The organism is Paenibacillus sp. 2TAB19 (assembly GCF_052115185.1).
Classification (GTDB): Bacteria; Bacillota; Bacilli; order Paenibacillales; family Paenibacillaceae; genus Pristimantibacillus.
Genome location: NZ_JBFRGE010000008.1, coordinates 120,224 through 139,998, shown reverse-complemented (window position 1 = coordinate 139,998; position 19,775 = coordinate 120,224). Strand labels below are relative to the sequence as shown.

At 48.3% G+C, this 19,775-nt stretch carries 17 protein-coding genes; 4 read left to right on the top strand and 13 right to left on the bottom strand.

Features of this window, described 5'->3' with window-relative positions; genetic code table 11:
• The first annotated feature begins 12 nt into the window (after positions 1-12).
• The gene (locus AB4Z33_RS05775; RefSeq protein ID WP_442049003.1) at positions 13-1,020 is read left to right on the top strand and encodes a DUF1835 domain-containing protein; all 1,008 of its coding nucleotides are present in this window, start codon (positions 13-15) and stop codon (positions 1,018-1,020) included.
• A gap of 375 nt (positions 1,021-1,395) precedes the next feature.
• Here AB4Z33_RS05775 and AB4Z33_RS05770 read toward each other — a convergent pair whose 3' ends face one another.
• Both AB4Z33_RS05770 and AB4Z33_RS05765 read right to left on the bottom strand, forming a co-directional pair.
• Positions 1,396-2,373, bottom strand: a complete 978-nt coding sequence (locus tag AB4Z33_RS05770; protein ID WP_442049002.1) for a phosphotransferase enzyme family protein — start codon at positions 2,371-2,373, stop codon at positions 1,396-1,398.
• Positions 2,374-2,404: 31 nt separating this feature from the next.
• Positions 2,405-2,881, bottom strand: coding sequence for a GNAT family N-acetyltransferase (locus AB4Z33_RS05765; RefSeq protein WP_442049001.1), 477 nt, complete (start codon positions 2,879-2,881; stop codon positions 2,405-2,407).
• A gap of 325 nt (positions 2,882-3,206) precedes the next feature.
• Here AB4Z33_RS05765 and AB4Z33_RS05760 point away from each other — a divergent pair, with 325 nt between their 5' ends.
• Positions 3,207-3,944, top strand: coding sequence for an EcsC family protein (locus AB4Z33_RS05760; RefSeq protein ID WP_442049000.1), 738 nt, complete (start codon positions 3,207-3,209; stop codon positions 3,942-3,944).
• A gap of 65 nt (positions 3,945-4,009) precedes the next feature.
• Here the strand turns inward: AB4Z33_RS05760 and AB4Z33_RS05755 are convergent, their stop codons facing one another.
• The 5 genes from AB4Z33_RS05755 to AB4Z33_RS05735 all read right to left on the bottom strand — a co-directional run bounded on the left by AB4Z33_RS05755 (position 4,010) and on the right by AB4Z33_RS05735 (position 9,083).
• The gene (locus tag AB4Z33_RS05755) at positions 4,010-4,840 is read right to left on the bottom strand and encodes a nucleotidyltransferase domain-containing protein (protein WP_442048999.1); all 831 of its coding nucleotides are present in this window, start codon (positions 4,838-4,840) and stop codon (positions 4,010-4,012) included.
• A 3-nt stretch (positions 4,841-4,843) separates the two neighbouring features.
• Positions 4,844-5,449: a pentapeptide repeat-containing protein gene (locus AB4Z33_RS05750; RefSeq protein ID WP_442048998.1), complete on the bottom strand. Its 606-nt coding sequence runs from the start codon at positions 5,447-5,449 to the stop codon at positions 4,844-4,846.
• 137 nt (positions 5,450-5,586) lie between these two features.
• Positions 5,587-6,729, bottom strand: coding sequence for a glycerate kinase (locus AB4Z33_RS05745; protein WP_442048997.1), 1,143 nt, complete (start codon positions 6,727-6,729; stop codon positions 5,587-5,589).
• Positions 6,730-7,122: 393 nt separating this feature from the next.
• The gene (locus tag AB4Z33_RS05740; RefSeq protein WP_442048996.1) at positions 7,123-8,097 is read right to left on the bottom strand and encodes an amidohydrolase family protein; all 975 of its coding nucleotides are present in this window, start codon (positions 8,095-8,097) and stop codon (positions 7,123-7,125) included.
• Positions 8,098-8,102: 5 nt separating this feature from the next.
• On the bottom strand, positions 8,103-9,083 hold the full coding sequence (locus AB4Z33_RS05735) for an amidohydrolase family protein (protein WP_442048995.1): 981 nt from the start codon (positions 9,081-9,083) through the stop codon (positions 8,103-8,105).
• A 233-nt stretch (positions 9,084-9,316) separates the two neighbouring features.
• Here AB4Z33_RS05735 and AB4Z33_RS05730 point away from each other — a divergent pair, with 233 nt between their 5' ends.
• Positions 9,317-10,987 (top strand): PucR family transcriptional regulator, encoded by a 1,671-nt coding sequence (locus tag AB4Z33_RS05730; RefSeq protein WP_442048994.1) that lies wholly within the window; start codon positions 9,317-9,319, stop codon positions 10,985-10,987.
• 10 nt (positions 10,988-10,997) lie between these two features.
• On the opposite strand, the gene AB4Z33_RS05725 is transcribed toward AB4Z33_RS05730, so the two are convergent.
• The 5 genes from AB4Z33_RS05725 to AB4Z33_RS05705 form a co-directional block, all read right to left on the bottom strand.
• A complete protein-coding gene (locus AB4Z33_RS05725) occupies positions 10,998-11,954 on the bottom strand; it encodes an amidohydrolase family protein (RefSeq protein ID WP_442048993.1) in 957 nt (318 codons plus the stop codon).
• Positions 11,955-11,973: 19 nt separating this feature from the next.
• Entirely contained in the window at positions 11,974-13,467 is a 1,494-nt protein-coding gene (locus tag AB4Z33_RS05720) for an ABC transporter substrate-binding protein (RefSeq protein WP_442048992.1), read from the bottom strand.
• 61 nt (positions 13,468-13,528) lie between these two features.
• The gene (locus AB4Z33_RS05715; protein WP_442048991.1) at positions 13,529-14,410 is read right to left on the bottom strand and encodes a carbohydrate ABC transporter permease; all 882 of its coding nucleotides are present in this window, start codon (positions 14,408-14,410) and stop codon (positions 13,529-13,531) included.
• A 19-nt stretch (positions 14,411-14,429) separates the two neighbouring features.
• Complete coding sequence (locus AB4Z33_RS05710) at positions 14,430-15,362, bottom strand: ABC transporter permease (RefSeq protein ID WP_442048990.1); 933 nt, start codon at positions 15,360-15,362, stop codon at positions 14,430-14,432.
• A gap of 360 nt (positions 15,363-15,722) precedes the next feature.
• On the bottom strand, positions 15,723-16,964 hold the full coding sequence (locus AB4Z33_RS05705; RefSeq protein ID WP_442048989.1) for an MFS transporter: 1,242 nt from the start codon (positions 16,962-16,964) through the stop codon (positions 15,723-15,725).
• A gap of 582 nt (positions 16,965-17,546) precedes the next feature.
• On the opposite strand from AB4Z33_RS05705, the gene AB4Z33_RS05700 reads away from it, so the two are divergent.
• Positions 17,547-18,170 (top strand): 3'-5' exonuclease, encoded by a 624-nt coding sequence (locus AB4Z33_RS05700; RefSeq protein WP_442048988.1) that lies wholly within the window; start codon positions 17,547-17,549, stop codon positions 18,168-18,170.
• Positions 18,171-18,187: 17 nt separating this feature from the next.
• On the opposite strand, the gene AB4Z33_RS05695 is transcribed toward AB4Z33_RS05700, so the two are convergent.
• Positions 18,188-19,690 carry an alpha-glucosidase/alpha-galactosidase gene (locus AB4Z33_RS05695; protein ID WP_442048987.1) on the bottom strand — a complete coding sequence of 501 codons (1,503 nt, stop codon included), beginning with the start codon at positions 19,688-19,690 and terminating at the stop codon, positions 18,188-18,190.
• Positions 19,691-19,775: the final 85 nt, after the last annotated feature.

The following is a 19,775-nucleotide window of genomic DNA, read 5'->3' as shown; positions in this document are numbered from 1 at the left end:
GGAGGATTGGACATGCTGCATATCGTTAACGGAGATGTTGTTGGTGATAAGCTGAAGCAGGGAGTTGTTCAGGGAGATGTGCTTGTATGGAGAGAGGTATATCCTGCAGGTCCGATATTTACGAATCCAGTAGGGGCAAATGAACGGGCAATGCGTGCCCGTGTCCTTCAAGAAACGATGGACATTCCGGCCAGCGATTATATAAAGAGCTGTGAGGAACAAGAGCAGAACCTTCGTGAATATATCAAGTACGATGAAGTCGTATTATGGTTTGAACACGATCTGTTTGACCAGAGTATGCTCGCCTATCTACTACACTGGTTCAAAGGACAGAACCTCGACCGCACAAAGCTGAGTCTGCTATGTATTGGAGAGTACCCGGGAATCGAACGGTTTTATGGTCTTGGACAGCTAACCCCGGCACAGCTTCAGACATTATCCGGGAAATGGCGAGCTATTGGTCGGCATGAATTGGAGCTCGGAAGCGAGCTTTGGCAAGCATATGCATCACCTGACCCTCTTCAACTTTCCACATTGTTGACTAATAAGAAAGCAGAGCTGGCCGGATCGGGCCTTCCATATGCTTATGATGCCTTCACAGCGCATCTCAAGCGGTTGCCTTCTAAGCGGAATGGTCTTGGCATTGTGGAACAGACCACGATTCAGGCCGTTCGTAACGGAGTTAGTACTCCGCTAGAATTGTTCCGTCTTGTAACGGATTCCCTTCATGTGCTCGGCATGGGCGATATCGAATACTGGAAAGTAATTCGCGCTTTGATGCAAGGCGAGCATCCTTTGCTCGTTATTGAAGGGGCCGAGAGCGGCATTGATGTAAGGAGAATACCCGACTTTCTAAACCGCCAAGTAACTCTGACTGCGTTGGGCAATGCGGTACTGAGCGGATCAAAGGATCGTATCGCCGTCCAGGGGATCGACGAATGGTTTGGGGGACTGCATCTCCACGGACATGAGATTTCTTGGCGCTTTGATGATTTGGTCGGAGGTTTGGTCCAACAATGAGGCAACCTGTGGAAGCAGCGTGACCATACTTGATAAAGCGGCAGTCATGGAACAGAAAATAAAGTGACAGACTGCCGCTTAACGTAGTAATACTTATAAACTAAACTCTTCTTTAATCCTACTGGCTACCTCTACTGGGGCTAACTTGGTATTGTTGATCTTCATATAGTTCTTTATAGCAATTTCTCCATCAAATGAATTTAACCTATGGTTTTCTGTTGCCATTCTCATTCTTTGTTCGGATTGTTCGACATTCCTTTTGGATGGCTTATGTTCCAGTCTATGAGGGGTTTTGTTTCGTTCAATTCTTTCAAAGCTAAACTCCCGTAAATTATTGTTCACGACGCACATAGAAACAGCCAACATTCGAATAAATCAAATCTTGTAAAAAACCGTTTTGCCGTTTAGGAAAGGATTGCAAAAATGTTCAATCAAACCCGGCATTTTATCGCGTATCCACGTATGTTGATCCTTATTACTTACCAGAAAAGCGTAATATGCAGCTATCGCCAAAAACATAAAGCCCTCTAGTTGCTCGATATCTATTTTTCCGGGAATGAGGTTTGTATAGCTGGCAAGTAAAGTATCTCGCAACTCTTTCTTCGTCAATAGTGCACCCATAGCGACATCCATTGCGTAATATCCAAACCCCGATAAACCAAAGTCAATGAATGAAATGCCCTTTGCAGAGAGGATTAAGTTACTATAGTTAATGTCGGCATGGATGAATCCCCAAGTCTCATTCTTGTTGCTCATCACTTTCAACCTTTCGTTAATCAACGAAAACGTATTTTCAACAATATGAAAATGTTTAGTAGAGATAATACCGATTTCCTCGCCTGATCGCAATTTGCTTAGCATCGTTTCTGTCCACTCTAGCCCATATTCGGGTCTTGTAAAACTTGAAGCGAGTTGATAACTCTGTGAAAATCGATGCAATAATGCAATTTCTTTCCCAAGGGTATTAACCCTCTCTTCACTTTCCAAATCGTTCTTGGACATGGTTTCCCCATCAATCCATTCTAAGATTGAACAGTGCACTTCTTCATTTTCAATCCAAACGGTTGTAACCAGCTTGCCATGCACATTTGGAACAGGAATTTGAACGGGTAATTGGGAATGAGACGACCACGCCAATAGAATCTCTAATTCCGATTGAATAGCCTCGTTTGTGTTCTGTAGACCCTGCATGTTTGTGGTAATCGGCTTATGAATACGCAACAAATACGTTTTCGCTGAACCGATATTGCGTACCTTGTAAGTGATGTTTTCATTATGCCGAATCCATTCTACGATCGGGTCAACAAAATAATAATGCTTTAAAACTTCCTTGTACCATTTCGTATAATCCATATACGATCCCCTAAACAGATTTAATAGTCAATCAAAGTGACAATACAGTTATTAACTCGTCATTAATGATTTCCCCGCTATCTCGAAAGCCGAAGCTTTCATAAAGCTTGCCGGCAGTCACGTTATCCGCCTTATGAGAAATCCAGCAATACCGTGCCGGCCCTGCCGGAAAGGTACGGATAAATTCCAATATTTTGTGCATCGCTTCCCGACCGTAGCCCCTCTTCTGGTGCTGCTTGTCAATCATCAGTCGCAGGATGCAATAGCTGTCGTCTCCGATTGACGGAAGCTCATATCCGGTAATTCTATAAGTTATCATAACAAAACCGACCGGCTGTTCATCCTCGTAAATGGCAAATGGAAAAGGATGTCCCCCATTGGTTGCTAGGACGTAACACGAAGCCGCGCTCGACAAATTGGACGCAACGAAGCGCCGTTGATCTTCCGTTACTTCAAGGTTAAATATGGCACGTCGGTTATCCAACGTGATTTTTCTAAGCGATATCATGCAGGTCTTCTCCCTTCAATTTCTTAGTAAAATGCTAGTTAACATGCTAGTTAACCGCGRCCGCTTTAATACCATACAATTTATGCTAAAAAAGTAATAGACTTCTGTTGAATTTTTTTATAGACTATTATGTATCCATGGCTTTTTTAGGGAGTCAATTAATCGATACGAATAGCCCGTCAACTCCATTACTGTGAGCTGACGGGCTTTTTTCAACCCTCAATTCCACGACTTTTGTCGGGTTCCGCCACCGGCTGCAGGCCGTTCCGATTCGCGGCGTTCTCCGGTACAATATAGGCAAATTAGTTTGAAGGAGCGATCAGCATTGAATTACGAACAGAAAGTGTACGACGAAATCACAGCATGGGAGCAGAAGTTATTCAAAGCGCCGGGATGGTTGGAGAGAACATCGAAGACGATCGGTAAGCGAATTAACGACTTGATTCCACCTAAGGTGCACGATGTCATTACGACAACCATCAAGTCGATCGTCCGTACAGCGCTGTTCGGAGCGGAATATACGCCTCAAAGGCCGGTGCAGCAGACTCTCCATCTTGAACTCGCCGATCAAGAGGCGAAGCGTTTGCTTTCCCTATACCAAAAAATCGCGACTGCCGAAGGCGCCGGTACAGGGGCAGGCGGCATTATGCTTAATATCGTGGACTTCCCTGCGTTAATCGCAATCAAGATGAAATTTCTGTTTGAACTGGCTCATGTCTACGGATTTGATACGAAACATTTTCCCGAGCGGGTGTTCATTCTTAAAGTGTTCCAACTGGCGTTCTCCGGACCCGATCAACGTGCCATGCTATTAGATTCGATTAAGCATTGGGATAAGGAGAAGGAGCTGTGGTTCTCGGATAACGAGTACTCCAAGCATATGGACTGGGAGACGTTCCAAAAGGAATACCGCGACGCTATCGATTTTCGAAAAATGCTGCAGATGGTGCCGGGGATCGGAGCTGTAGCAGGCGCATGGGCGAATTACACCATTCTCGAGGAGCTTGGCGAATCGGCAATGAACGCTTACCGCTTGCGAAGATTATTGGAAGACCCGAGCTAAGAAATGTTCCTGCGGGAGTTGTGGATGGTTGGTAGCATAGGCAAAAAAAACGCCAAGTGACATACTCATAATAATGACTTTGTTTCTTCAATCAAGTCATGCAGCTCGCTGAAGGACTTCTCCAATTGTGCGTGATCCTCTGCAACCAAACTGACTATATCATTTACTCTTTTGGCGTACTGCCTTGGTGCGACTCGGAAGGAATCCGCAATGGCAACCGCTCCTTTTTCGTTCATCAAGTAACATTCGTTCACTGCGAACAAAACTTGATTCAAACAGGATACTGACCGAAATACACATCCAGCGATGTAGGCTAGATCTGTTTTATAGATGCCTTTTCTGCCTGTATCATGCGCAAATGATGCTTCCCACAAAAACTTCTGAATCGTTGCGTTTTTCAATTCAGCTGGATAGGGAACCGTCTTAGTTTTCATTTCTCCAATTATGCCAGATGGATCCCATAACACTTTACATAATGCGACCTCGGCGAAATAAATCGAATTCATAAATCCGTGCGGATGCCCCGGCTGATAGTCGGCGGTAATGTCGCCTGAGAGACATTGCTTCATGACGGCACGCACTTTATTCAGATCGCGATATATAATATCGACCGGATATTGATTAACAACCAGCCAACCGCCACCATTAATCCATGGCCCCCATCCGCCGATTTCGGTAACTAAATGCGGCCTGCCGGCGTCATCCAGATGAGCGGCAACCTGTTGCAGCTTTTGAATATCCAGTTCACTGCTGGAATCGTAATATAAGCCAATATCGATATCCGATTGGGCATGATGGCTGCCCCTCGCTCTTGAACCGCCAAGAACGATAGCTTTCACGCCGTTTACCTGTTTTAAATCGTTAACAAGCATAGAAATCGTATTCTCGTGCTCCAATGGCTACACCACCTTAGCTCCATGCGATATAGAAAACAATACAGCTTGCTCCTTATCCATCCTCATCCCGGTGATGGAAAAGGTTTTAAAATCGACACCTTCCATATTCGCTCCTCTTAAGTCAGCCCCTTGTACGTTTGCTTTCGCCAGCAAAGCCATTGTCAGATCGCTGTCTCTCAGATCCGCTTTTTCCAGATTAGCTCCAGATAAGTCCGCTTCAAAAAATTTAATTCCTCGCAGATCCTGCTTGACTAGTCTTGTGTATCTTAAGTTCGTATAGGACCAATCGCCTTGAAATATAGTTATCCCATCCATGGATGAGCCAGAAAAATCCGAACCCGTCATTTTGCATTTATCAAATTTCGAGACAAATAGATTCGCTCCATTAAAGCTGCAGTTCTCGAACGCCGATTCTTTATGTATCGAGCCATTAAGCATAGCCCCGCGAAAATCGCATTCAATAAACCGACAGTTGCTCGAAGTAATTTCCTCAAGCGAACCGTTTGCAAACGAGCAACGATTAAAGGTACAACTGATCAACTCTCCATACTTTAAATCCTGTGAGCTAAAGTCTACCCCTTCGTATCTTTGACTGCTGTGTTGAAACATGATAAACCTCCTGTGCCTGTCTATTGAGCTAAAGCATGAAATAACTTTTTTCAATATAACACAGGGGTGTCAAGAGCCGTCTAATTCCTATCAAAAGTCAAGCGTTTTATTTTTTTATATAGGGACAACCAAGCCACCTAACGAGCTGCGCGCAGAAGCCTGAACAACTGTCGGACTGCCTGTTCCAGCAGCTCCTCCGCCTGCTCCATGCAAGCTTCCAAGGAGGCAGGCGCGTTGACGATAGAGAAGCAGCCATCGAATTTTTCTTCCAGCTCTTCCATCTGATCGCCGAGACTGCCGGACAGAAGCATGCACTTCGTTCCTGTCTCTGACGCCGCAGTCGCTACTTGAATCGGCAGCTTGCCGTATACCGTCTGTTTGTCGCTGCGTCCTTCGCCTGTTATGACCCAATCAGCGTCTCGTATTCGTTCTCTGAGCGATACGGCATCGATCAACCAGCCTGCGCCGGAGACCACTTCCCCGCCTAACGCCAGCAAAGCAAACCCAAGTCCGCCCGCCGCCCCGGCGCCTGGAACGAGCTGCCAAGCTCCGCTGCCTGCCGCTTCTTCGATCCGATTGGCATACGCCGCTATTGCCAGTTCGAGACTTGCCTGTTGCATTGGGGAAGCACCTTTTTGTTTGCTATAAACCATTGTTGCGCCTGCAGGGCCGCAAAGCGGGTTGCTCACATCGGTAGCAATTTGGATCGTGCTCTCCGCAAGCCGTGTGTCAAGGCCGCTCCAATTGATAGCTGCAACGGACGCCAAGTCTTCCCCCTTTCCGCGCAGCCGGTTGCCTGAGCTATCTGTAAATTCCGCTCCAAGTGAAGTAAGCATCCCCATCCCGCCATCATTCGTTGCGCTTCCACCAAGCCCCACAACGAAACTCCGTATTCCACGATCAAGCAGTTGTAAGATCGCATCTCCGACTCCTGCGGAGCTTGTCCGTTCAGGATCGCGATCTCCTTCCGGCACCATAGTTAGACCGCATATCGAAGCTACCTCCACTATGGCTGTTGGTCCCTCGACTTTCTCTTCATGAATGAGTCCAATAGCAGCAGTCGTCGCTTCTCCTAAAGGACCGGTTACTTGTAGGCATTCATACTTACCGCCTGCCGCCTCTACCACGGCTGAAACCATCCCCTCACCACCGTCGGCAAGCGATACAACGTCGCATTCGGCTTCATGAAAAACCGAGCGAATCGCTTTGGACGCCGCCTCTCCTGCCGCCTTTGAGCTCAAGCTGCCTTTGAATGAATCAAATGCCAATACAACCTTCATAGCTCTACTCTCCTTTTGACCAATGCTCTCCCATTTATGCATTCACTCCAAGTATAGCCGGTTCAGCTTCCACCACCGGGGTGCATGTGTGAAGGCGCATCCAAGTAGAATTGGCTCATCTTTCTATATCACCTCAATATAGATACTTAACTATGCTTTAGATGGTATTTTTTTATATTCAATTTTAACACATATTGGAACTAATTTTCCCGTTAGATCAACAAAAAGGCAGCCGATCGTAGTGGACCGGCCGCCGCAGTGTGTTGTTATACAGCTATTGTTCTCCAAAGCACAATGACCATCATTGTGAATATCATCTATCGTATGCATCTCCAAGTCTTTCCCGGAATCACGAGCTCTTTAAATTAACAAGTCCAGTATTGGAACCACTGCCTATAAGTAACCGGCAAATGCAGCTTTCAGCCTTGGGAACAGCTTCAGTGCATTCTCATAGGCTGCTGCCTTGACGTTCTCCTCGCCTAATTCTGAGAGATCAGCAAAGAGTGCAGCGACCTGATGCTTTACGATGTTGTCTGACGGAAACGGAATGTCGGTTCCGAACAAAATTTGCGAGGATGGAACCATCTTATGAAGCGCACCCAAATTGACGGCCGTATCGTAATAAAGGTTATCCAGCTTAGCCATTTCCGCCTTCACCTCTTCTTGCGTTGAATCAATGCGCAAGAAGTTGTTGACGTCGTTCGCCAATGCCGTTACCGCAATTCTCCACTTGATGTATGGAACCATGCCTCCGGTATGCGGAATAATAAACTTAATGTTCGGGAACCTGTCGAAAATTTTGTGTACAGCCATTGTCGTAACGTTTCGGGTCGAATCGAACGTGCCCTCCAGCAAAGCCGGAGACAGTCCTGCGGGACGGTCCTTGATCAAGATCGGATGAATAAGGACGACAGCGCTTCGAGCGTTCAGCTCGTATAGCAATTCCTCATAGACGGGATCGCTCAAATATCTTCCCTCGTTGCTGGATTGGAAGGCCACGCCGTCCAGCTTCAACGTGTCCAGCGCGTATACCGCTTCTTGAGCCGCAACATCTCCATTAAACATCGGAAGCGTTCCGAAGGCTCCGAATTTCGTCTTATGCGCTTGAACAAGCGATGCGAAGTAATCGTTGATTTCCCGCACGAGCGCCGTCGCCTCCGTAGGCGGTACGAATTCCGGCGTGCCTGGAGAAGAAAGAACACCCATCGCGATCCCCCCTTTCTCCATCTGTTCGAGATGAGATTCCGGGGTCCAGTTCGCCATTTGAGGCGGTCCTGATAGGTTCAATTGTTTCATTTTGCTCGCGACAGGCGGCGATAAAATATGGGTATGCGTATCAATTAACGGAAATCGGTTAGCAGTTGACATTATAATCACTTCTCCTCTTCGTCTTTAATTTGTTTTGCTTCGGTAAACCAAGCGCCACCGACAAGCCTGCCGCCTGCAAATACTGCTTTCCTATTCGGTACCGAAGCTAGGGCATGCATAGCGTTAAGGGCATGTACGAGCATAAAGTCGGCGCGGTCGCCCACTTTCGGTGCGAGAGAACCGGCGGAAATGAGCGGATACACCTGCATAAGTTCGTTATCCGTTCTCCATCGGTTTTTCTCCGCAAGTCGCGACCCCCTTGCTAGCAGGTCTCCATTGCCGAACGGACTCCATGCATCCAATATATTGTCGCAGCCCACGCCGACTTTAACGCCCGCGCTCACTAGCTGTCCAATCCGAGGCATCTGATGATCGATCGGAACGCTGGTCACGATGCCTACCTCCGCTTCTTTCAGCTTAGCCGCAAGCTGCTGCGACTCCGCTTCCGACACTTCGCCCAAGCAATACGCATGGCTGACAACCGTTCTTCCCTCCTTTCCAGCTTGCTTCGTCAACTCCGCAAATCGTTCAATCGTATATAACCCAAGCTGTCCGGGATCATGCAGATGCAGATCGACGCCGCTGTTGAACTCGGAGCTTAAATCGAACATCGCTTCGAGGCTGCGATCCACTTGTCGGTCGAGACCGGCCGGATCCACTCCGCCCACCAGCTCGGCGCCTACCCGCAGAGCATCCTTCATCAAGCGCACCGAATCGGAACGAAGTAAGCCTTGCTGCGGAAATGCAACGATTTCGATATTCATTGTTCCCAGGTATTGTTCGCGGACCTCCAATATGCTCTCCAGATGAGAAAGGCCGATCTCGGGATCGACATCGACATGCGTTCGAATCGAGGTCGTTCCTTGGTTAAGCAGCACATCGATCAGACGCTGTGCTTTTTCCCCCGCCGTAGTAGGCAGCTTGGACAGCAGCTTCTTCTCGAATGCCAGCTGTCCGGTCAGCGAGTGGAAAGGCTGCAGCGACATCCACGATTCCCCAAGAAACCTTTTCGAGCCAGATAATATCCCCGTATTCCCTCTCCTTTTGCATGCCACCTATTGGCTGTCATTTGTGCTTTTCTAAATTATACCGAGGTCGAGATGTAATGTGCTTGTTAGGTTTATACAGATATTTCGAAAAAACATGTATGGATCGTACATTCTATCTTGATTCTATGTTATATTATCTAACATAAATTATCGTAATGGAGTTGATAGATTTGATTCTGGATACTCTCTTGAATCATGAAGTATTTACAAACTACAAAGTCATTGCCGGCAACGAGGGGTTATCCCGCAAGGTCGAATCGGTCAACATTATGGATGCGCCCGACATATTGAACTTTCTTAAGCCCGGCGAGCTGCTGTTGACCAACGGATATTTCATGAAAGACAGGATTGATCTATTCATTGATTTAATCGAAACGATGAACCGAATGGGCTGTCCCGGGCTTGCCGTCAAGACGAAAAGGTTCGCGCTTGCCATTCCCGAGACCATCATCAGCACAGCCAATGGACTTCAATTTCCGCTTATCGAAATATCGGAGGTGCAACATTCGCTCGGAGAAGTGCTGCAGCAATCGACCAGCCTCATCTTGGACAACAAAAACTATGAGCTGCAGTATTCCCTGTCCATTCACAAGCAGTTTTCGGACATGGTGATGAACGGAGGTGGCGTGCCGCAAATTATCGAGACGCTGGCGCAATTGCTGACCGCCCCCGTTATGTTCATTAGTCATAAAACCCAAATCTTTTCCTTCCACTTCGAAGCAACCCTATCCCATTTCAAGGAACCGCTAATTTCCGTTGTTCAAGCGCTTCCTGCATTAACCTCCGCGTTTTCGTTGTGTCTAACCCAGCCCGAACTATCGGATTACCGGCATGTCGATCTGTATCCGACAACCACGTTCCGACATGAAGGCTATATCGTGCTGCTGCAGCAGCCCACGTCCCGCTCCAACTTGTACACGCTGGCGCTCGAGCAGGCATCCAACGTCATCGGCATGGAAATATTCAGACAGCAAGCGGTCAAAGAACGTTCCCGAAGATATAAAAACGAATTTTTCTCGGATTTAATCGACGGAATTATTACGTCCGAGCACGAGGCGATTAGCCGAGGACGAAAGTACGGCTTAAAGCCGCAATCCCCCTTCCTCCTCGTCGCCATCAAAAAGGACAACCAAATGTTCAAAAACAATGCGGCCGCATTCGAGGAGAAACATATATCCGAACGCGACGTCTATTACGACCTCATCAAACGGCGATTCTCCGAGCTTGACTCCTACATCACTTTATTTACTAGAAACGATTTGTTCGGGCTCCTGCTTTCCTTGGAAAACTCGGATTGGGAAATGGACCTTGTTGCGGAACAATTGAAAGTCATTACGCACAAGCTCCACAGCCAAGAAAAATTCAGCGTATCGCTCGGCATCGGCAATCCGGTAACGAATATTTTGGATATCGGATTATCCTTTGACGAAGCGGCTAAAGCTCTTCAAACCGGATATCAAATGAATAAGACAGGATTCATTCAGTTTTACAAATCGAACGATATCAGCTACCTGCTCAGACTGCTGCCTTACGACGAGATGGAGATTTTTTACGAGGAAACTTTTCATAGCTTCGCTTCAATGTCGGACGGTGAAAGGAAGGAGCTGCTCCGCACGCTCAAGACGTTTCTGGACAACCAATGTCAGCTTCTCGAGACGGCAAAGCAGCTGTTTATTCACCGCAACACAGTTATCTATAGACTGGAAAAATGCGAAAAGCTCACAGGAGTCAACTTGAAAGATCATGCCGAAAGCTTGCGGTTCAGAGTCGCTTTCGCAATCGAGCCCTTTTTGAAGGAAAACAAAGATTCCTCCCGGAGCAAAAGAAATTCAAAGCCATAACAATAGGCAATTATCCGATTCTATTGCTCAACAGACTGCCGATGCGGGGGAATAGCCGGAAGGCGTTCCCGTACGCGATCGCCCTCGCATTGGCTTCGCTCAGCTTGGAAGCTTCGGCGAAGACCGAATCTCGCTGCATCCGCAGGATGCTGTCGGACGGCCACGGAATATCCGCGCCGAACAAAATTCGGTCTGGCTCTATGAGCTTTTGCAGCGTACCTAAATTCAAGGTCGAATCATAGTACAAATGATTCAGCTTGGCGATTTCCTCCTCGAACTGCTCCGCAGTCGCCTCAAATTGAAAGGAATGCTGTCCAAGCACCGCAAGCGCGATTCTCCACTTGATATAGGGAACCATGCCTCCCGTATGCGGAAGGATGAACTTGATCGCAGAATACTTGTCGAAAATACGGTGCACCGCCATTGTCGTCACGGCCCGCGTCGTATCGAACGTCCCTTCGAGCAAGGCGGGACTAAGTCCCGCAATTTGCTCCTTAATCAGAATCGGATGTAGGAAAACGACCGCKCTGCGGCGATTCAGCTCCGTCAGCAACTCCTCATAATCCGGGTGGCTCAAATATTTGCCCTGGTAGCTCGACAACAACGCTACTCCGTCGAGCTTCAGCGTATCTAGCGCATAAACCGTTTCGTTCAGAGCGGATACCGGATCAGGCATTGGAAGCGTAGCGAACGCCCCGTAACGAAGAGGATGCTGCTGCACGTATGAAGCAAGCTCTTCATTCATTTGCCTTGCGAGCGTATTTGCCGACGGCTGATCGATAAAGGTCAAGTCGGACGGCGCCGACAAAATCGAATACGAAATACCGGCCAAATCCATCTTTTCAAAGCCTCGTTCGGGGCTCCACTGCGGCATAAAGCTTGGAATTTCGATGCCCAACTCGCGCTGCTTCGCTTGCATTGCCTTCGAGATAATATGATGATGCACGTCAATTACGGGATAATTCATTGTTCATTCCGTCCTTTCGTTATTTCGATTCGAGYCATTCATCTAGCTGCTTCTGCTTCTCGGCAATAATCCGTTCTATTCCCGCTTCCTTCAGCTTCTTCGCGTATTCGGCGAGCAAAGCGGGATCGGAGGTTCCGGTCTGCAATCCGCCGTCATACTGATTTATCACATTAGTTACCGAGGCGACTTGCGATTTCACGGAATTGATATCGAAGCTGAAACCCATCGCTCTCGATTTGACCGCGCCTTCGTTCAACTCCTTAAGATTAGCCCAAATCTCCGGATCATTGCCTTCCCATACATAGGACAGGAAGTTATTGCCGACCGCGAATTGATTCGAATCGTAGCCCGTGCTCGCCACCCCCTCCGGCTTGGCGATCAAGCCGTCTTCCTTCTTCACGTAATGCTTGCCTTCTACACCGTTCGTGAACAAGTTGATTACCGCTTCGTCCGTATACAGCAGTTCCATGAATTGAATTGCCTTTTCCGGATTTTCGCTGTTTCTCGCAAGCGACATCATATTGGAGGACACGCTGTTCCTCGTCATATTAGACGATTCAAGCGGTACGCATACGAGATCGACTCCCGCCGCTACGGACTCGGTATAACAATCATTGATGTTGCGAATGAACGAAAACGCTTTGCCCGATTTCATTTGACTTGAACCCGTTTCCTGTGTCGTCGCGACATCTTTGTTGAAATAACCCGCTTCATACCACCCGCGCATTAGCTTCGTCATTTCGGCGAACTTGGCCGTTTCGGCCACATTTTGTATCGTATAGTCCGTACCTTCGAAATTCAGAACGCCCGACGTATTGCCGAGCGGATCGAAGTACAGCATCGCATTTCCCGGCGTTTCCATCGCCGTATAGCTGACGATTGGCGCCACTCCCAGCTCCTTATCCTTAATGACCTGCAGCACAGGCCCGGCGTCGCTCCATGTTTTCAATCCGCTAGTATCGATACCGTGCTTCTCGACGAGCTCTTTGCTCATAACGAGACTAGGCGTCAGAGCCCACGCTTTGATGCTAGGCACGCCGTACGTTTCACCCTTCATTTTTCCAGCTTCGGCCACCTCTTCAGGAACGGCATCCAAAATCCCTTTGCCGTATTCGGTCAAATACTTATCCATCGGCAGCAACTGACCTCTGCTTATTTGCGATTCGAAGCCAAACCAGATGCTTGTATAAGCCAAATCCAGCTTTTCGCTTCCCGACAGCATCAGATTAATCTGATTGGCGTAATTAGAGCCGTTAATCGGAACAAGCTTGACGGTGGCGCCGATCTTTTCCGACGTAATTTCACTGATCGCATTCTGCACCGATTGCACGTCGGAGACATCACCGAAAGCCGGGTAAGTCATAACGATTTCATAATTGGACTTACCAGACGTATCTCCGTCATCTCCGAACGGCTGCCCCTCCTTGTTCTCATTTCCGCAAGCTCCCAGCACAACACCCGCCGCTAGCAATAAAGCAATGACTCCCGGAAATCCCTTCCATGTTTTCAGCATTTCGGATTCCTCCCCGTTCCTTCTCTTATTTATGCCGAACCGAATTTGATTCGGGAACAGCCTAACCTTTGACCGCGCCAACCGTCAGCCCTTTGACGAAATACTTTTGGAAGAACGGATAAGCGCATATGAGCGGAAGCACACCGACAACAGCAATGGCCATTCTGACCGTGCTGATCGGCACCGAAGTGATGGAAGCCGCCTGGCCCGACAAATTGTTTTGCTGCAAATATTGGACGTCGGCCAGCATGCGGTTGAGCAAATTTTGAATACTGAACAGCTTGCCGTCATTAATGAAGATCAAGCCGTTATACCAGTCGTTCCAATAGGAGATCAATAGCATCAAGCCGATAGTGGCTAAGCTCGGCAGAGCAAGCGGCATTACGATCCGGTAATATATCGTCAGTTCGTTGGCCCCGTCCACATATGCCGATTCCACGACCTCGCCGGGTACAGAGATGGAGAAAAAGCTGCGCATAAGCAATATGAAAAACCCGTTAGTGAGCAAGTTAGGCAGCAGCAGCGCCCAAATTGTATCCTTCAAATGGAACAGGTCGGTATACACGAGGTAAAACGGCACTAACCCTCCGTTGAACAACAGCGTAAAGAACACGAAAAACGAAACGAACGTTCGCAACGGCAATACGCTTCTGGACAACGGGTAAGCGATCAAGGTCGAAATAAGCAGCCCAGCCGCGGTCCCGACAACGGTGATAAGCGCCGTTATGCCGTATGACCGCAATATCGAGGAGGATTTATCGAACAAATAAGCGTAAGCGTCTAAACTAAACTCGGATGGAATCAAGGCGTAACCATTCCTGATAATAGCATCCTCATCCGTCAGAGACGCCGCAAGCAGCAGCAAAAACGGAAACAATGCGGCAGCGCTCATCATTATAAACACAAGGTGCAAAATCGTTTGGTTTGCGCGGTTAGCATTCATGTTTGGTTTCGCTCCTTTCTTAGAACAGTGCCAAATCGCGATTTTTGCGGCGTACCAAAGCGTTGGTGAACAGCACCAGCGCAAATCCGACGACGGATTGATAAAGACCGGCAGCGGAGGACATACCGAAATCTCCAAACGTCATCAGCCCCCGGTATACATAGGTGTCGATGACGTCCGTCGTCGATTGCAACGCTCCGGCATTAAGCGGAACCTGATAAAATAAACCGAAGTCGGAGTGAAAAATTTTGCCTACGGCTAGAAGCGTCATAATGATGATTGTCGGCATGATCAGAGGAATCGTAATGCTCCGGATCTGCCTCCATTTGGTCGCGCCATCCAACATGGCCGACTCGTAATAGTCCTGGCTGATGCCGACGATTGCGGCCAAATAGACGATGCAGGAATAACCAATCGTTTTCCACAAATGAACAATCGTCAGGATATACGGCCATTTGCCTGGATCCGCGTACCACGACACCGGATCAATCCCTAGAAGAGGCAGCACGTAATGGTTCATGAAGCCGTTCTCCTCATTGAGCAGAGCAAGCACCAAATACGCGACGATGACCATCGAAATCAGATAAGGCAGCAATATGACGCTTTGATAAAATCGGGAGAAAAAGCGGATTTTGACCTCGTTCAGCAAAATAGCCACAGCCACCGCAAGGACCGTTCCGAGCACGATAAACGCACCGTTGTACAAAATCGTGTTTCTCGTAATGACCCAGGCATCCCTCGTCTGAAACAGATAATCGAAATTGTCTAAGCCCACCCAATCGCTGTTCCATATCCCTTTGGCGAAATTGATATCCTTGAAAGCAATGACGATTCCGAACATGGGCAAGTAATTGTTAATAAACAGGTAGACCATGCCTGGAACGATCATCGCGAGCAGTAACCAATGCCGTTTGACGTTGTGAATCCTTTTTTTCCATACGTTTTGCTTCATGCCAACCCCCCTATGAAACTCGGTTAAAAATTGATTCATACGTTATATTATCTAACATGAATGAACCTTGATTAAATAATAAAGCCTACTACCTTCAAAGTCATTGGTCCAGAAATCCAAACAATTAGCAATTCATTGGACAAATATACTAACCGGCATTTAAATACACATCATTTTAGTCGCTATATCTAACATGTGAATAACATAAAATAAACGATTGACTGACCAGTCAACGCCCACGAGTCCAACTTGTTTGTATAAAAGCCGCCATCCTTATATAAAAAAACAACACCCCGCTCCCAAAACAAAGGGAACAAGGTGTTGTAACAAAATTTATATATAGCAATCCAGACTAATTAGTTACGCTTCCTGCTTCTCTTTGATCAGCAGCACAAGCACGTATTGCAGCACTGCCATGGTGAACAGCACAATAGGCATCCATGCCGACTCTAGATCAGTAGCTAGCCAGATGAGCAGCGTGATGGACACAACACGGCCAATATTTAGGAACAACTCGCGCATGACGACCGACTCGACGCGAAGCTGACCTTTGAGCGGCAGCGTGCCGATTAATCGATAATAATACGAGGTAAGCGTGTTGACAGCAAGCGGATTACAGATCGAGAAAAGGATCATGAATACAGCTACCGACCAAAACTCCATTTGCACCAGCAGCAGCGCCGAGCCGATCACGACTCCTGTCGTAGACAGCATCACATATTTGCGAACATGCTCCTTCTGCGCCAGCCTCGAAATAACATATCCGGTCGCAACCGTCAGCGACGAGAAGAATACACCGAGATAACCGACCCAATCCTCACGGCCTACGGTTTGGAACAACATAATATTGGGAAGAAACAGCATGATGCCTTGGAACAAACCGAGCACGAGGAAGCTGTATAACGCCTTCAGCCACTGTCTATTTTTGCTCATCACAAGTCCCATGAACTTCAAATAATACGCCTTGTGATGATTTCGCACCATCGGGATGCGGAAGCTGACTATAGCGGCAATGACGAACATGATGAACGCGAGCATGAAGATGAAGATGTAGCCTTGCAACCCTTCGCTCCTCTGAATAATGAATCCCGCAAGCGCTGGTCCGGCAAGCCCTGCAGAATTGAACACGACCATGTTGATGGCAAGAAACCGGATACGATTCGCATCTGTCGACACATCATATTGAATGACGAGGTAGCCGGTCCAATACAGACCAGCAGCTATACCGTTAAAGATAGCGAACATTATGTAGTACTGAGCAACTTGCTCTTGAGCTATAACGACCATCAAGTAGAATAATGCGATGAGGACAATACCGAGACGATAAGTAACCATCCGGTCGCGACGTTTCGACAGCCACCCGCCAAGCGCGAATGTAGGCGGTGTCAGCAAGAAGACGACGATGTTATAGATGCCGTTGACCGTCAAATCCTGCGTTAGCCGCCATAAATACAGATTAAGAAACAGCCCCGACATCGAAGCGCCAAATTGAAAGCAGCTATGAATGATTAACGCGGTGACTGCATCCCTGCTCAGTCTTCGTTCCGACGGCAGCTGCTCTTTCTTCGCAAACCCCCATATTGACCTTAACCTGGTACTCAAACTCGTGCTCGTCCCTGCCATTTGCTGCATCCCCCGATTAACCGTCATCATTTTTTTGTATTTTTATGTCTTTGCGTCCATTCTAACATAGGACTGTGGGTCGGCATCGCCCTGCGAAAGCGCTCTCTTCGTGAAAAAGCAGGTTATCGTCGGATAATCGCAACGCAGCAACCTGTTTCCTCCTTCTTATTCGGTTGTTCTTCTAATTAAACGCCCATTCCCTGCTTGAAAACCGCAAACTTCGATGAAACGGCCCAGCTTTGAAGTATAGCCTGCTATAATCCCATCGCATACTAACCTGATCCCATCGATAGGAGGTGAACAGACATGTCCAAACAGCAAGGCCATGGCGCCAAAAACACGACAACGAAATCGTCCGACAAAAAAGGAAACGCATCCGGCAACAACCACTAAGCATCCATACGAGAAATAATGAACGCCTCATTCTTCAGCTCTCCTTGAGCGGAATGAGGCGTTTTTTTGTTTGTTTTGAAAGGGATCTAACGAACGTTGTCGAATATTTTATCGTAGCAGGTTAACCTTCCGAACTTATTATATGATGAAAATGTGGTGATTCAAGCAATGAATAATGCTCTTAACTATACGGTTATCGACTTTGAAACGAGCGGACTTGATCCGGCTAAGGATCGCGTTATCGAGATCGCTGCTATCCGTTGCGTGGGCGGCGAGATCGCCAGCGAATTCAGCACGCTCGTTACGTTCGACGGCAAGTTGTCGCCGAAGATTACTGAGCTGACGGGCATCACGGACAAGATGGCCGCCGGGGGCATGGACGAGGATACGGCGTTCCGCATCCTGAACCGAATGATCGGCGACAATGTGCTGATTGCCCATAATGCGCTGTTCGACCTCGGCTTCCTTCACCATTCGCTAATGCGCATCGCCGGCCGTTCGTTCCGCAACTCGTTTATCGATACGCTGACGATGAGCCGTATGCGCCATCACTATCCGCATACGCTCAAGGATATGTGCAACAAATACGGCATTCCGCTCATCGGCGGGCATCGTGCCCTGAACGACGTAATCGCCTGCTGGGAGCTGTTCCGTGAGATGGACAGAGAGCAATCCGCAGCAAGCGATCTGAACAAGCTCGGTTATATTAAGAAATACGGTCCGCCCAAATGGAGTCCGGACAATGCCGTACTCTTCCCCATTGAGCTGCAATACGCGCCTCGTTTGGGCTAGTAAGGGACTGGAGCGTGCTAGACGCTGGCGCGCTCTTTGCCTTTATCGGACTCGCCGGCGTTTTTGTTCGCCGCATCACGATCCTGCTGCATTTCCTCGACCGTCTTCACCTTCAAGCGAGCCGCACCTGCATAATCCTTCGTCGGCAGCAATGGACCTTCCGCCAGACGCTTCTTCGCGGCAGCGATAGAATCCGTATATTGCGGCAGCCATTGCTCCTGCGCCACCAGCATTTCATCGACCATTTGCCAAATTTCCTTCGGATTGCACACGGCTCCGACAAGCGGATCCATCATGAACGCTTGGCGCAGCAGCATATCGTCGCCATGAACAGCTGCTTCAACAGCCAAACGCTGTACCGATATGCTCACATTGCATACGGCTGCCGGACCTAGCGGCAGATCGCCGACTGTCGGCATCGAGATGCCGTTGCGGTCAACGTAACCAGGAGCTTCAATAATCGCATCATTAGGCAAGTTCGCAATGACGCCCTTATTCTCGACATTGAAGTGTCCGCGATAGACTCGGCCTGTCTCGAGCCCCTCAATAATATATGAGCCATGCTCATGACTGCGAAGCTCGCTCTTGAATTCATTTGCCGGATCCTTCATCCAGTTCGGAAAGTCGGTCTCGAACCAATTGCGCCCTTCCGTGCATACGCGCAGGTAACCGCCAGTCTCGCCGTTAATCCATGAACCGAGATCAATCCAATCCATGATTTCCTCTGGACGCTTCCGATACCAAGGCACATATTCGCTCAAATGTCCGTTCGATTCGGTACTGTAATAGCCGAAGCGGCGCAGCATATCAATGCGAACCTTCTCCGTGCGGCTGAAATCCGGATGCGCTTCGAACGCCTCAAGCAGCTTGCCAGTCAGATCCTCGCCATTATGTTTGATTTGGATATACCACGTTTGGTGGTTGATGCCCGCGCAAATAATGTCGACTTCTTCTTGCTTCAGTCCGAATGCTTCAGCTATCTGCCAGTGGCCGCCCTGTACGCCGTGGCACAGGCCAATCGTACGTACGCCTCCATATTTATTGCAAGCCCACGTCATCATTGCCATCGGGTTCGCATAATTCAGCAGCAGCGCATCAGAAGCGGCAACCTCGCGGATATCCCGGCATATATTGAGCATTTCGGCGATGCCGCGTTGGCCGTACATAATGCCGCCAGCGCTCAGCGTATCACCCACGCATTGATCGACGCCATACTTCAGCGGGATGTCCACATCCGTAGCGAAAGCTTCAAGTCCCCCGACGCGAATGGTACAAATAATATATTTCGCATCCTTAAGCGCTTCCCGTCGATCCGTCGTCGATTGAATTTGAATCGATAAACCGTTCTCGTTAATGTCGCGCTGGCACAGCTCCGTTACCATGCCCAGATTATGTGCGTTAATATCGGTAAAAGCGACGTCAATGCTTTGAAATTCCGGCACAGCAAGCAGGTCTCGCAGCAAACCTCTCGTGAAGCCGATGCTGCCGGCTCCGATAAAAGCGATTTTGAATGATGACATATGTTTTCCCTCCGATTCAAAATGAACTATCGTTGTTCAAGCTCAACTTCATTGTAGCAACGATGAATCGGAAGCGTTATCAATA